Annotated in this window: 16 protein-coding genes; 7 read left to right on the forward strand and 9 right to left on the reverse strand. The window is 33.2% G+C overall.

The window, feature by feature from the left end; translation table 11 throughout:
* Window positions 1-63: 63 nt before the first annotated feature.
* The gene (locus tag OOL05_RS01865; protein WP_264375692.1) at window positions 64-804 is read right to left on the reverse strand and encodes a DsbA family protein; all 741 of its coding nucleotides are present in this window, start codon (window positions 802-804) and stop codon (window positions 64-66) included.
* Window positions 805-1143: 339 nt separating this feature from the next.
* On the opposite strand from OOL05_RS01865, the gene OOL05_RS01870 reads away from it, so the two are divergent.
* From OOL05_RS01870 to OOL05_RS01885, 4 genes are all read left to right on the forward strand, one after another.
* A complete protein-coding gene (locus OOL05_RS01870; protein WP_264730607.1) occupies window positions 1144-3027 on the forward strand; it encodes a DUF3857 domain-containing protein in 1884 nt (627 codons plus the stop codon).
* 47 nt (window positions 3028-3074) lie between these two features.
* Window positions 3075-4565, forward strand: coding sequence for a UbiD family decarboxylase (locus tag OOL05_RS01875; RefSeq protein ID WP_264375690.1), 1491 nt, complete (start codon window positions 3075-3077; stop codon window positions 4563-4565).
* 40 nt (window positions 4566-4605) lie between these two features.
* Window positions 4606-5133 (forward strand): phospholipase D family nuclease, encoded by a 528-nt coding sequence (locus tag OOL05_RS01880; protein ID WP_007301949.1) that lies wholly within the window; start codon window positions 4606-4608, stop codon window positions 5131-5133.
* 84 nt (window positions 5134-5217) lie between these two features.
* Complete coding sequence (locus tag OOL05_RS01885) at window positions 5218-5760, forward strand: hypothetical protein (RefSeq protein WP_064085547.1); 543 nt, start codon at window positions 5218-5220, stop codon at window positions 5758-5760.
* 214 nt (window positions 5761-5974) lie between these two features.
* On the opposite strand, the gene lgt is transcribed toward OOL05_RS01885, so the two are convergent.
* The 3 genes from lgt to OOL05_RS01900 all read right to left on the reverse strand — a co-directional run bounded on the left by lgt (window position 5975) and on the right by OOL05_RS01900 (window position 8222).
* Window positions 5975-6766, reverse strand: a complete 792-nt coding sequence (gene lgt / locus OOL05_RS01890; RefSeq protein ID WP_010402205.1) for a prolipoprotein diacylglyceryl transferase — start codon at window positions 6764-6766, stop codon at window positions 5975-5977.
* 6 nt (window positions 6767-6772) lie between these two features.
* Window positions 6773-7222, reverse strand: coding sequence for an SsrA-binding protein SmpB (gene smpB / locus OOL05_RS01895; RefSeq protein WP_015587785.1), 450 nt, complete (start codon window positions 7220-7222; stop codon window positions 6773-6775).
* A gap of 88 nt (window positions 7223-7310) precedes the next feature.
* Window positions 7311-8222 carry an ankyrin repeat domain-containing protein gene (locus tag OOL05_RS01900; RefSeq protein WP_007301945.1) on the reverse strand — a complete coding sequence of 304 codons (912 nt, stop codon included), beginning with the start codon at window positions 8220-8222 and terminating at the stop codon, window positions 7311-7313.
* Window positions 8223-8325: 103 nt separating this feature from the next.
* On the opposite strand from OOL05_RS01900, the gene OOL05_RS01905 reads away from it, so the two are divergent.
* On the forward strand, window positions 8326-8847 hold the full coding sequence (locus OOL05_RS01905) for a Na+/H+ antiporter subunit E (protein WP_006015458.1): 522 nt from the start codon (window positions 8326-8328) through the stop codon (window positions 8845-8847).
* Here the strand turns inward: OOL05_RS01905 and OOL05_RS01910 are convergent.
* Window positions 8840-9256, reverse strand: a complete 417-nt coding sequence (locus OOL05_RS01910) for a hypothetical protein (RefSeq protein ID WP_007301944.1) — start codon at window positions 9254-9256, stop codon at window positions 8840-8842. The genes OOL05_RS01905 and OOL05_RS01910 overlap by 8 nt on opposite strands.
* 266 nt (window positions 9257-9522) lie before the next feature.
* Between OOL05_RS01910 and purN the strand changes: the two genes are divergently transcribed.
* On the forward strand, window positions 9523-10089 hold the full coding sequence (purN, locus tag OOL05_RS01915; protein ID WP_010402201.1) for a phosphoribosylglycinamide formyltransferase: 567 nt from the start codon (window positions 9523-9525) through the stop codon (window positions 10087-10089).
* Here purN and OOL05_RS01920 read toward each other — a convergent pair.
* The 4 genes from OOL05_RS01920 to ribF are packed head-to-tail and all read right to left on the reverse strand — an operon-like array spanning window position 10083 to window position 14130.
* Window positions 10083-11405, reverse strand: a complete 1323-nt coding sequence (locus tag OOL05_RS01920; RefSeq protein ID WP_264730609.1) for a M16 family metallopeptidase — start codon at window positions 11403-11405, stop codon at window positions 10083-10085. The genes purN and OOL05_RS01920 overlap by 7 nt on opposite strands.
* Complete coding sequence (locus OOL05_RS01925) at window positions 11392-12720, reverse strand: M16 family metallopeptidase (RefSeq protein WP_064085260.1); 1329 nt, start codon at window positions 12718-12720, stop codon at window positions 11392-11394. Before OOL05_RS01925 ends, OOL05_RS01920 begins: the two co-directional genes overlap by 14 nt.
* Before the next feature lie 4 nt (window positions 12721-12724).
* Window positions 12725-13201: a signal peptidase II gene (lspA, locus tag OOL05_RS01930; protein WP_007301940.1), complete on the reverse strand. Its 477-nt coding sequence runs from the start codon at window positions 13199-13201 to the stop codon at window positions 12725-12727.
* Window positions 13198-14130: a riboflavin biosynthesis protein RibF gene (gene ribF, locus OOL05_RS01935; protein ID WP_264375688.1), complete on the reverse strand. Its 933-nt coding sequence runs from the start codon at window positions 14128-14130 to the stop codon at window positions 13198-13200. Before ribF ends, lspA begins: the two co-directional genes overlap by 4 nt.
* Window positions 14131-14198: 68 nt before the next feature.
* Here ribF and OOL05_RS01940 point away from each other — a divergent pair, with 68 nt between their 5' ends.
* Window positions 14199-14570: a glutaredoxin gene (locus OOL05_RS01940; RefSeq protein WP_006015443.1), complete on the forward strand. Its 372-nt coding sequence runs from the start codon at window positions 14199-14201 to the stop codon at window positions 14568-14570.
* Window positions 14571-14595 lie beyond the last annotated feature (25 nt).

Consider the following 14595-nt stretch of genomic DNA (forward strand, 5'->3'; position numbering starts at 1 on the left):
TATTGTTACTTAGTATATCTTAACTATACTTAAACTCTCTTATGCTGTCAAGCAGGAAATTTATTAATCTTTTAACCCATTCACTTTTTTGCGTAATATATTCAAATCAGTTTTTCCTACAAAAAGACTATCTCCTATTATCAAAAAAGGTGTACCGCCTACTCCCAACTCCCTTACTAAAAGTTTACTATTGTTTATCATGTGCTCAATTTTGTCTGCATTATTTTTCATAGAGTTATTAAAATCTTCCTCGTTAATCCCTATACTTTTTACTATATCCAATATAGTTTCGTCTGAAAATTCTCCTCTGTGATCTAGTGCAGCATAGTGAAAATCTAAGTACTTTTCTTTATCGATAAAATAAGTTGCTAAAGCACCTTTTGCTGCCTTTAAGGAGTTGTTACCAAGTATTGGAGCATCCCTAAAGATATATTTAATTTTGCCATCATTGATCAACTGTTTTATGTCATTCTTTATTGCCTTACAATAGCCACAAGAATAGTCAAAGAACCCTACAGCTATGACATTGCTATTTTCATTTCCTGAGTAAGGATAAGTGGAGTCGAATATTTCATTTTTATGCTGAGAAATTTTATTTTTGGTTGCATTAGCATAACTATTTTTAGCTGACTCTTCCTGGAGAGCTTTTAGAACTCTATCAAAATTTTTACTGATGTAATTATCCAATCTCTCACCTATATAATCATCATTTAAGTTCTGACTGCGGTGCGAAAGCCAATTGTTTATTACTGGTAAACTTGCTACTGCAAGTATAAAAATCAATAAAAATGGTATTTTAGACATACACTTACTTAAAGAATACAAATATTAAAGAAATGCTCAATGTTAAAACATTTTTATCAAGAAATGCAAACTTTATAAAATGAAATTTAAGATATTTTTGTAAAGTTCATCATAAGATTTGGTGATGAAAAATTTTGCAGAGTAAGGCATTTATAAAGATTTAGATAGTCTTTACCGCTATTTCTAGTAAATTGTAAGCAAAAAAGTTGATTATCTTGTAATCGCTGCATATAATATCGGTAAGCGCGTCGCTAAGTAATATGAACACACTAAGTCTTACATTTCCGATAGTGTTGTTCGGATATAATAGAATGATTTTTCAATAAATGTAAGTAAAAAATGAGGTTTTTAAAAGCTGTCTTTAACTTAGCAATGTTAGCATTTTTTGTAGCTTCGACAGCTGAAGCAAGGTGGAGTAAGTACGAAGATGCTTCTGTCGAGGTTAAGTTTTCTAATGTTAACATTAATGTTAATAGAGATGGTACCTACGAAACGGAAGTAGAGCTTCAAGCAAAAATACTCAAGGAGTCTGGGCGTGATAGATTTTCTCTGTATAGTTTAATCTACAATGATGATAGTGCAGATTTGACTGTTTTAGAAGCTAAAACAGCTTATAACGGAGAGGAATATATAGTTACTGAAGATATGATGGAGGATAAGCCACTGGCTAGTCCTGGCAAAGGCTTTGATCAGCTAAGGCAAGTAACCATACCATTTCCCAAAATAGAAATTGGCACAGAAGTATATTTAAGATATAAAAAAGTTAACAAAAAGGTTCCTGTTGATAATTTTTATGGCTTGAGCTTCTCTTATTATGGAGATTATTTACAAGCAGAAAATACTAAAATCAACTCTGAATTGCCTCTAGAGATTAAAGTGAATGATCCAAGAAAAGTATTAGAGATTGCTGAGGAAAAAAAGGATGGTGTACATTATATAAACATTACCTTAAAGAAAGCAATTTATGAAAACACAATAAATGAACCACATAATGGAATATTGAATATTAAACATAACACTTGGGTATCACTGTCGAGCCTATCTAAATGGGATGATTTAGCTAAAAAATTAGCTCCTGGATATCATAGCGTCATTAATCAGCCACTTCCTGCAACTTTTATAGCTATAGCAGAATTTGCTGCCAATAAAAATACTGATGAGGAGAAAATTAATGCAGTCACTTCTTTATTGAATGAAAAAGTTCAATATATGGGAGATTGGCGCACAGTCTCAGGAAAATATTTTCCACGAGATTTAGAGAAAATTGCTGATTCTCAAGTCGGGGATTGCAAAGACTTTTCTGCTAGCACGGCTGCTATTCTGCAAAAACTTGGTTATAAAGTTCAACCTATTTTAGTTATGAGAGGAACTACTAGCACTTCTAATCCTGAAGCATTACCTAATATGGGTAATTTTAATCATGTGATGCTCAAAGTAACAAATAGAGGTGGGAAAATATATTGGATCGATCCAACTAATACCGTCAGTATGGCACAGGGTATTTTTCCAGACATTGCTGATAGGAACGCTCTAGTACTCAATTCTGAGGAAGCAGATTACATAAAGATTCCTGCTGTACAAGGTGAAAATTCAAAAGTGATATCCCATAGTGAATTAACTATAGAAGATAATGTTGTAAATGAATATGGCCAGCTTACCGTGCAAGGGGAAGCAGCCTTAGGCTTAACAGGTGTTGGATTATATTATTCAGATGAGCAATTAAGAGATTCTGTTTTTCGTATGATTAGTGGAGTATATCTTGATGAAGAAGAAAAGAAGTTCTTAGAATTGCCTGACCTTACCTTGCGTAATGTAGAGGATCTGACAATTAAATATGAGTTCCAGCAAAAAAATAAGATTTTCAAGACAAATCTAGGGCCGGCTTTGAATTTAGGAGATAATTGGCTTAATGATGTTGTGAATACAGCTTCTGACCAAGTGTCAGATCTTTTTATTGGTGTTCCTAAAACTAAGGAAAGCCATATGATAATAAAAGATATCAAAATTAAAAATTGTGAAAATTTGAATTTTGAAATAAATTCTCCTTGGTTATATGTAAATAGGTCGTGTAAATATCAAAATGATGGAACCGAATTTAGCAATTTAATAACCATAAAGAAAAGTTTTATTACCAATGAAGAGTTAAAGACTGCTGAATATAAAAACTTAAAAAGCGAATTGGAGAATAATTTTTCTAGAGCCTCTATAATAATAAGTGAATGAGTTGTGCTGGGAAAAGCACTTCTTAAAAGGCTTAAAATTTTTAAAATATGTACAATAACTTACGCGACTTCATCAGAGCATTAGAAGAAAAAAAAGATCTAATTAGAATTAAAAAAGAAGTTTCAACTATTCTTGAAATGACAGAAATTCATCGTAGGGTTTTGTCAAACAAGGGACCAGCTATCATCTTTGAAAATGTTGTCACAGAAAATGGCAAAAATTCAATTCCCGTTTTAGTGAATTTATTTGGTACTATTGAGAGAATTGCATTCGGACTTGGTATAAATTCTGATGAATTAAGGGATCTGGGTAAACTTCTAGCATTTTTGCGATCACCTGAGCCGCCAAAAACCTTCAAAGATGCTGTGAAAATGTTTCCTCTACTAAAAGTTGTATTGTCGATGCGGAGCAAAGTTGTGAGCAAAGCCCCATGTCAAGAGCTGGTGCTAACTGGGGATAAGGTGGATCTTAGTTTGCTACCTATTCAGACATGCTGGCCAAACGAGCCTGCACCGCTTATCACTTGGCCACTTGTGGTAACAAAAGGACCAACAGCAGACAAGCAAGATAATTTCAATCTTGGAATATATCGTATGCAGGTTGTGAATAAAAAAACGACTCTCATGCGCTGGCTTGCACATCGTGGTGGTGCAGGTCACCATAAACGGTGGAAGGAGGAGAGGGGGCAAAATATGAAGTTTCCTGCGGCTGCTGTGATTGGTAGCGATCCTGCAACGATTATTGCTGCGGTAACTCCGGTGCCGGAGACTTTATCAGAATACCAATTTGCCGGGCTGCTGCGAAAAAAACCACTTGAGCTTGTAAATTGTAAAACTATTCCTCTTCAGGTTCCAGCTCATGCTGAGATCGTTCTGGAAGGATATGTTAGTTTAGATAAGTATAGAGATGAAGGGCCATACGGAGACCATACCGGTTACTATAATGCTGTTGAACAGTTTCCTGAGTTTAACATTACTGCAATTACAATGCGCAAAGATCCAATTTATCTCAGCACTTTCACTGGCAAACCACCAGATGAACCATCAATTCTTGGTGAAGCACTCAACGAAATTTTTGTGCCGATTCTCATCAATCAGTTTCCGGAGATAGTAGATTTTTATCTGCCTCCAGAAGGTTGTTCATATAGAATAGCGGTAGTGTCGATAAAAAAGGCTTATCCAGGGCATGCAAAAAGAATTGTTATGGGCACACTATCTTTTCTCAAACAGTTCTTATACACGAAATTTATTATAGTTGTTGATTATGATATAAATATACGTGATTGGAAAGAGGTAATGTGGGCAATGTCAACAAGAATGGACCCTGTGCGTGATACAATTACGATAGAGAATGCCCCAATTGATTATTTAGATTTTGCTTCCCCTGAAAGCGGTCTCGGAGGTAAAATAGGGTTTGATGCAACAAACAAACTTCCACCTGAAACCAAACGAGAATGGGGAAGAAAAATTGAAATGAGCGAGGAAATAATAAAGAAAGTTACAGAGAAGTGGAAGGAATATGGGTTGACAGATGATTGAGATATGATGTAGACTACCGCCGTGTATTTAGGTGTGGTTTGTGAGGCTTTTATATCTTTTATTTTTGTCGGCATGTTTTTCTCTGTATTACTATGTGGGTCCTACATTCTCGCCTTGCCCAAAAGCAACAGTTTGCTTCTCACCTGAAGAAGACTGTGCTGTACCGATAATCAGCGAGATAGACCAATCTAAAGAATCTATCTTAGTTCAAGAATATACATTTACTCTTGGAACAGTTGCAAAATCTTTGATTAACGCCAAAGAGCGTGGTGTTGATGTTAAAGTCGTCTTAGATAAATCACAACTCCATTCAAAATATAGTGTCATAAGCGAATTGTTTTCAAATGGAATACCGATTTGGATCGATAATAAGCCAAAAATTGCTCATAATAAGGTAATAATTGTTGATAATCAAAAAGTCATCACAGGATCGTTTAACCTCAGTAAGACAGCTGAAAAGGGAAACGCTGAAAATTTATTAATTATTGAAAATTATCCTGAATTAGTCCAGCAGTATGTGAAGAACTGGGAAATACGAATGTCACAATCCTATCAATATGCTCCCTAGATACTTGATATCAAAAAAAGTCTTTTTATTGATAGATTTAATTTCTTGTGATATAATAAATTAAAAGGTTTTAAGGGGTAGGTAATGGATTACATAAATGATGCTGCTGATAGTTACGCTGCCATTCATGATTTTTTTCAAAATAATGGTGTTGGAGATTACAAAGTTCAATGCAATTATGGTGGTGTACCGTATGCTACTGACGAATATGTACATTCTGGAGACAAATTTTGGAGCAATAATTTTATAGACTCACATTTTGGAAGGGAAATAAAAATGTATCCTCAAAGTGAGCTTTTAGCTAAAGAGTATGCTGGTAATACACTACCGGTTTCAATATCACTAGACAAGGATCTAATAAAAATAAAAGAATGTCAGAAAAAAACTAAATTTGTAGAACTAGAAGGGGAATCAGGTGATATAGTATATGATAAGCAAAAGCATATAAAGTGCTACACGACAAAGTTATCATATGACGATGTTTCTGTTCATAATAAAAACGAAGTTTCAATACTGAATATTAGATATGATATGCCAAATGATCTGAGATACAGTTTAAACATAGCCTTCACAAAGGTTAATGATAATCAACCAGGTTTTTGGCAAAAATTTAAAAATATGTTTTAATAAAGCAGCTTCTCAATCAGGAATATTCTGGTGGAAAATGAATATCTACTTAGTAATGAATTTGGTCAGTAGCTACTAAGTTTTTCTTATAGCTATACAACGAAGGTTTGCTGGTCTTACATTTATTCTCTGCAAGACAAAAAATTCACATAATTGTACATAGTATGGAATAAATAAACTTCCACTATATTTTTCGATTAAACTTACCTTTTCTCTATTGAACAGATTTCGTATTAAATCTTAAGCTCAACGCACCTAAATATATAAGCATTCCCAGCAAAATCATAGGTATAGAAAGAAATTGTCCCATAGTTAAATTGAACCATAAATAGCCAATTTGATAGTCTGGCTCGCGGAAAAATTCAACCACAAAACGTGCTATTCCATACCACATAACTGCAATACCAGTTGTTGCACCGTAATACAGTTTCACTCTAGTCAAGAAAAACAGTGAATTTGCAACTACAAAAAGTAGCGCTCCTTCAAAAAATGCCTCATAAAGTTGGCTTGGATGGCGCAATAAATTATCACCATTTTCTGGAAATACCATACCCCACGGCATATTTGTAACCCTGCCAAATAACTCTCCATTTATAAAATTACCTATGCGGCCTAGAAGTAAACCTATCGGAACTCCACAAGAAATTAGATCCAGTGTGTAAAATATAGGAATGTTATGTCTTCTACAGGAGATTATTACTGCAAGCAAAACTCCTATAGCACCGCCATGAAATGACATACCTCCTTCCCAGGTCTTTAGTATTTCGATAGGATTGCTTATATAGAGAACTGGATCATATATCAATACGTACCCAAGCCTACCTCCAAGGATAATGCCTATAATAACGGCTGTTAATAACGAATCGTAAAAATTCTTAGTAAATATTTTTTGATTGTCTAGCTTATGTAAATACCAATATGCAAAAACTATACCCAAAACATATGCTAAAGAGTACCAATATATAGAAACAGGACCGATGCTAAAAATAACTGGACTTAAAGACATATTTTACTACAAATTATTCTTAGACAATCTACTTTTCTCACGGTCCCACTCTCTCTGTTTTATAGTTGCTCTCTTATCGTAGAGTTTTTTTCCTTTAACAATAGCAATTTTAGTTTTTGCCAACCCTTTATCATTAAAATAGATAGAAAGTGGCACAACAGTTATTCCAGAGGTTTTGATTTGACCAATTAGCTTATTTATCTCTTTTTTATGCAAAAGCAATTTTCGTTCTCTTTTTGGCTTGTGATTCTTTTGGTTTGCAGCTTTATACTCTGCGATATGCATATTGTTTAGCCATATTTCACCTTTTTTTTCAGTAACGTAAGCATCAGAAATGTTTGCTTTTCTTTCCCTTAGTGATTTCACTTCACTACTTAAGAGGATCATACCTGCTTCAAATTCTTCTAAGATAAAGTATTCAAACCTTGCTTTTCTATTTTCTGCAATAACTTCCATATCTAAAGATATCTTTAAGCTTCAATATATTACAGAACTTTTGGTTTAATTCATAACAAAACAATTATCTCAGTAAATGCAAGTTTGGTTAAAAAAGCTCCAATCTTCCTGCAAGTGTAATTTGTTCCACTCTTCCTACTGCCATTTCAGCCCTAGGACTAGCATTACCTGACAAAGAACTTATCACATCTTTGCAGCCCCATTCAATAGCAAAGTGTAAAGGAGCATATCTATTATTGTTCTGTTTACTAACATATGCCCCACTTTCAATTAAAATATCTCTTATACTTTCATGATCGCTAGCAAAATGCAAAGGAGTGCGTCCACAACTATCCCACACATTAACACATGCTCCATGTTCAATCAGAGTTCTTACTATGTTTTCATTATCACTTTCAGCAGCAAAATGCAAGGGAGTGCTTCTATAATTATCCCACGCATCGACATATGCTCCGTGTTCAATTAGAGCTATTACTATGTTCTCATAGCCACTCTTAGTAGCAAAATGTAGAGGAGTGTGTCCATCATTGTTCTGCGCGTTAACATCTGCTCCACATGCAATTAGAGCTCTTACTACACTTTCATTCCCACCTTCGGCAGCAAGATGTAAAGGTGTACATACATCATTGTCCCACGCATTAACATTTGCTCCACTTTCAATTAAAATATCTAATATGCCTTTGTGGTTCCATTCAGCAGCAAAATGTAAAGGAGTGCATCCATCGCTGTCCCATGCATCAACATATGCTCCATATTCAATTAGAGCTATTACTATGTTCTCATAGCCACTCTTAGCAGCAAAATGCAACAATGTAGTTTCTACAGGATCTAGATCACTATGTGTAGTGAATATATGATTGATATTAAATCCACTATCTTCCCACCTCCGTAAATCAATTCTTTCTAATTTTATTTTTATTCGTTCAACTATGTTGTTCTTGCTTAAACCTGAAGTATCATTTATTTCTTCAAGCATTTTTAGAAAATCATCAAGCGTCATAATCTCCACTACTTATTAAAATAACTTGGTTATTATGTTCTTTGACACAAAAATCAAGAACTTTTTATTTTCCTAAAAAATCATTTAAGTTATACTCCAAATCATGAAAGTCAGGCAAAATATTAAGTTTTTTTCTCTATCATTTGTGATTTTGTCTTCTCTATGGATTACATTGTCTGGTTATTTTGAGCCTTTTTTTATTCTCTGTGGAGTATTTTCTTCTGTGTTCACATTGATTATCTTTAAAAGGTTAATTGATGCTGAAAGTGCCCTTAGTCAAATTCTAAATGATAGTGGTAGGCTGTCACTTTATCAGCTTATAAGTTATATACCTTGGCTAATTTACCAAATTATTTTTTCAAGTATTTATGTAACAAAAAAGGTGCTACGATTCAAATCTACAGTTGAGCCAATTGTTATTGTAAGAGAATGCATAGGACATAATGATAAGACCATTGCATTATTTGCTAACTCGGTTACGATTACTCCTGGAACTTTAACTATCAATGTTGAAAAGAAGCAGAAAACATATTTATCTACCATATGTTTGATAGATAAAGATCTTGAAAGTGGCATTTCTGAAATAGAAGGTAAAGTCTTAAAAATGCTACACCTAGTTAAGTAATTGCTTTAAATAAGTTAACAGCGTCTCTGTATTCTCTTCTTAGGCTTTCAAGCATTTCTTTTGGAAGGCTATCAATAACAGTAGAACATAAATAATTGTACAAATCTTCTAGCCTTGATATGTTATTTTTCTTCTTGCTGTTGAATTTGTACGGAAAAATGCCCTCCATAATTTCAATATCAACAACCTTATTTAAAAATGCATTTTCACTTGTTATGCTTATTCTTGTAAGTATAGTATTAATTTCAGGTTCATTACTCGTATAAATATCTGATAATTCTGCCATTTTAATGACGTATAAAGTTACTACTTTTGATAAACAATTATCAGAATATTCACAATTTTTTATTACCTCCCACTGAGTAACCTGAGACTTGCTTGTTTTTGCATTGCTTGGTAATTTATTCATTGAATTTTCTCCATTTAATTCAGTGTAGTAAATTATACTAATACTTTGTTAAATAAATAATAACGCAGCCATAAAAATATGCATTTATTTACCATAAATTGTATAATATTCCTAAAATTAAATGTTAAAGTTACTTCAAACTGAATGATTTCTTTAATTCCATGTTATCCAGCAGTGTAAAATATTGCTACACAATAGTATTTATTCTAAAATAAACTTTCCTTTTGAGCTATTTTATTAATATCCATTCTTACGGCTGCACTAAAATGAAAAAGATAAAACTCGGAATACTAATTTCAGGTAGAGGATCAAACATGCAGGCTTTAATAGAAGCATGTCAAGATCAGAATTTCCCTGCTGAAACTGTGTGTGTTATCACAAATAATAGTGAAGCTGGAGGCCTTAAAATAGCAAAGCAAGCAGGAGTTTCAGCGTTTGTTGTTGAAGATAAGCCACTTGATACTGATAAAATTCATGAAATACTTGTTCAACATAAGGTTGATTTAATTTGCCTTGCAGGGTTTATGAGAATTATAAAGGCCAATTTCCTGAATAAATGGCATAACAAAGTTATAAATATTCATCCCTCTTTACTTCCGTCATTTAAGGGCCTAAATGCTCAGGAGCAAGCTCTGAAAGCGGGTGTAAAAATTACAGGATGTACTGTGCATTATGTTACTCCTGAAATTGATGCTGGAGCCATAATCGCTCAAGCTACTGTTCCAGTGTTACCAAATGATGATGTTCACAGTCTCTCAGAGCGCATTCTAGCTGAAGAGCATAAGTGTTATGTAAAAGCAGTAAGATCAATAGCAGAAGGTATTAACTATTGACCTTGAGCGTTTCTTCCAACTTCAACAAAAAATAAATTTTCAGGATTCAGTAAAGAACTTGCCAGCTTGTTTACTTTTTCCAATTGAACATCATTAATGATATTTGCATAATTATTTATATGGTTAATATCACGATCATCTATCTGCATACTATCCAGTAACGTTGCTGTATTCGCATTATTGGATAGAAAAGAGAAGATAAGGTTATTTACTAAACTGGTTTTTGCATCCTTGAATAATTGTTCGTCAATTCCTTCCTTTTTTATTCTGCTAAATGTATCTTTTACTGCTGAGATAGCTCTGCTAGCAGTAGAGCTATCTGTGCTCATAAACCCAAGTATAACATTTCCATGTTTATTGGTAACATTACTTGCACTAACACCATAAGTAATACCTAGATTTTGTCTCAACTCTTTCATCAGTATTGAGTTTAGACTCATACCACCAAGCGCATTAATCAAAACACTAGCATTATAGTAATTAGGGTCTTCATATGCTATGCCTTTTTGAGCAAAAAGTATTACACTCTGTGGTATATCCATAAAAACGCTCTTACTTTCTGCAGGCCCAAATTCATTTTTTACAGATACCTTCCTAACTTTCGATCTTTTTGATGGTAACTTAGATAAATATTTATCGAGCAGCGTACTAACTTCTTCTTTTGTTGCACAACCAACAATACTAATAACGATATTATCCTTAGTAAAACTACGCTTTATGTATGTTAAAACATCGTCTCTAGTAATGTTCATTATAGTGTCTAGAGTTCCATATGGATCTCTTGAGTAAGGATGTTTTTTGAACAACAATGTATCTAACTCTTTTGCAGCAATAAAATAAGGGTCTTTTTCAAAATTATTAAAGTTTACTTTGACTTTTTCGAATACTCTATTTAACCCCTCAGGATCAACTTTAGGGCGCATTATAGCATCACTCAGTAGTGAAATTGCATCCTCTAGATTCTCAGATAAAGTGTTTAATGAAACCCTAAATGCTTCTAAACCAGCAGTAAAATTTAAACTAATTCCTTTATCCTCAAGCTTTTTCGCAAAATCTTTGGCATCATTTTTTCCTGCTCCTTCTTGAATTACAAGAGAAGTAAACCAAGCAAGCCCCTGCTTTTCTGCACTTTCATACACACAACCTGCATCTTTGAATGATATATTAAGTGAAACTTTTGGTAGATCATGGTTTTCAACAAATAAAAACTTAAATCCTTTATTAGTAGTAACCTCCTCTATATTTAAGTGACTGCTTGCTTGCAAATTAAAGCCTAGACAGAAAAAAAATAGAAATACATATTTACTTATCTTCATTATTACCTCCTTTTGGTAGCAAACGACCAACTAATTTATTAGTAGAAAAGATAGCGTGAACTTTATTATTTACATCCTCTAGATTGACATCATTAATTTTGCTATATGAAATGTCTATTTCATCAAGTGGAATACCTAGTGCTAGACGTGGTATATAAAACATTGCTATATTAGTTAAATCAGATAGATTATCAAGCTGTGCTGCTTTGTATTTAGACTTTGTACTTTGCAACTCTTCACTTGTTATTCCTTCAGAGTTAAAGTGATTAATAGAATTTTCTAACTCTCTTGCAACAGCATCCAAATTCACCCCGCTTTTTGGAGTTACCCGAATCTCAATGTAACCATTACTAAAAGCTAAGCTATTATAATAAGCAAACACTTCTACTGCTACATTCTTATCTAGAACTAAATCTTTATATAGCTTACTAGACTTGCCATTCCCCAAAACATCAACTGCCAAATCAACAGGAAAAGTTTCACTTATTTGCTCAAATAAAGGAACACTATAGCGAAAGTATAAAACTGGCTCTTTTACTTCAGTGCTTTCTAAAATTACCGATATATCTGCATTATGTATTGAATCTTGGTTCGGATAATGCTTAACTACAGGCTCAGCTTTAATTGCACCATATTTTTCCTTTGCTAATCCCGCTACTTCTTCAAATTCTACATCACCAACAACGAGCAGTATAGCATTACCTGGATGATAATAGTTATCATGAAACCTTGTTATGTCATCTTGATTGTAAGTTTTAATATCGCTCTCCCAACCAATAACAGACCTACCATAGCCATTACGATAAAATGCACTGTTCATTTCCTCCCATAGTAAAGCTTCAGGATTATTATCAAATCTCATCTTTCTTTCTTCTAATACGATATTTTTTTCTCTATCTATTTTGTCTTGAGTAACATCAAAATTGCCCATTCTATCTGCTTCAATTTCCATTGCTAGTGGTAAATCTTTTTTGAGAACTAATTCGTAGTAGCAGGTGTATTCTTTAGTGGTAAAAGCATTAAATTGGGCCCCAATGCTGCCCAAAGTGGATTCTATGTCTTTAAATTTTCCTGTAGTTTCAAACATTAAGTGTTCAAAGTAGTGAGCCAAGCCTGCTTTGCCAATTGGGTCATCCATTCCCCCAACTTTATATATTATTGCATGAAAAACAGCTGGAATTCGGTGATTAGGTACTACATAAACATCCAATCCGTTACTGAGCTTAGCATGCTTTATGATTTCAGCTTCCAAAGAAATCGGACAAATGAAAAAAAACACAGATAGTATAAAAAAACTAAAGAATTTGCGAAGCATTATTTCATTCCTCATTTTGCTTAGAGATAGACCTATCATATATATACCACTTATATAACAATGTACACATTCCACAAACTATAGATAGATCTGCTAAATTAAAGGCTGGCCAATACCAATCATTGATATGAAAATATATGAAGTCATATACAGCTCCCCAATAGATTCTATCAATTACATTTCCGATCGCTCCACCAATCATCAGAGAAAAACTAAGGTAAATTGACTTATCATTAGATTTATATATCAAGTATGCAAGTATACCAATTATTAATATTGAACATGCTGAAAAAAAGAAGCTGCCATGCGGCAGAGTACTACACATTCCAAAGCTAATTCCTGAATTCCAAACTTCAACTAATTTCATAAAACTAGTAATCTCGATTGACTCCCCCTCATCAATCAAAGAGTTTATATACAATTTACTTGTTTGATCGAATGATACTATAATCAATATAATAACTAAACATATCCTTTTCATAAATTTATCTTTAACTGGTAAGCCTTCATTATATCACGATCTATCTGTTTTGTTAACTCGTTAATACTATGGAATTTTTTTTCTGCCCTAATAAATTTTAAAAGTTGTATATCAACCTTAAAATTGTATACATTTTCGTTGAAGTCAAATATATGCATTTCTACTATAGGTTTTTTTAAGTCCTTAAATGTAGGTCTCATACCAATGTTGACTACTCCATATAGCCAACTTGAACTATTTTCAGAAAATGCAACTTTGGCGTAATATGTACCAAACTTAGGTTTTATCATGTAATCTTCTATCGGAATGTTTATGGTTGGAAACCCTATTTCTCTACCTCTACATGCACCTTTTGTTACAATACCAGAAACTTGATAAGACCTACCAAGCAATTTATTAGCAATTTCTATTTCTCCTTTTTGTAAACACTCCCTGATTGAGGAAGAAGAGCAAATTTTTCTATCGATTATCAATGGCTCTAATTTAGTTAAAGAATATTCATACATCTGAGAATATTTTTCTAGAGTTAATATGTTACCCAATCGTTTGTGACCAAAAGTACAACTTTCTCCAACAGTTATATGTTTAGCACCATACTTCTTTACCAAAATCTTACCAATAAAGTCATCGCAGCTAACCTCAGAAAAACCTCTACTAAAATTAATAATATACAAGTAATCTATACCATAGCTGCTGATTAGTTCCTTTTTTTGTTCTTGATCTATTAACCTAAAATTGTTCCTACTAAATAAAACAGTTGATGGGTGAGGCTCAAAAGTTAAAACTGCAGAGGGTAATCCTCTTTCTTGTGCTACCTTCTTTAGATTGGAAATTGCAAACTTATGTCCTAAATGAACGCCATCGAAATTTCCGAAAGTTAGTGCCACATTATCTTTTATCCCTTGCTCACAGTTGTAAATAATTTTCATACAATTTGATATTTTATATATATTTTTTATATATAATAGTTGTATTTTATAAACTATGGAGATAAATCGTGAAAAACACTAAAGGAAAAGTTGTAATATATGTGAAGAAGTACTGCCCATTCTGCAAGAAAGCAAAAGAGTTATTGGATGAAAAAGGTGTGAAATACGAAGAAATTGATGTACTTAGAAACTCGGATTTGTTTGACGGTATAAAATCAAAATATAACGTCAGGACAGTTCCACAAATTTTTATTACTGATGAAAATGGTGATTATGTACATCATATTGCTGGATGTGACAAATTGATGGATCTTGAAAAAGAAGGAAAGTTGGATAATATGTTAAATAACAATGAAGATAGCATTAATGCAACAGCTTACACAAGCGGCAGTGATGAACACGAGGGATGTAATATAATACATAATGAAGATTTTATGTGATTTTTTTGTCTTACTGTTGCTGGCA

The organism is Wolbachia endosymbiont (group B) of Episyrphus balteatus (assembly GCF_947250575.1).
GTDB lineage: Bacteria > Pseudomonadota > Alphaproteobacteria > Rickettsiales > Anaplasmataceae > Wolbachia.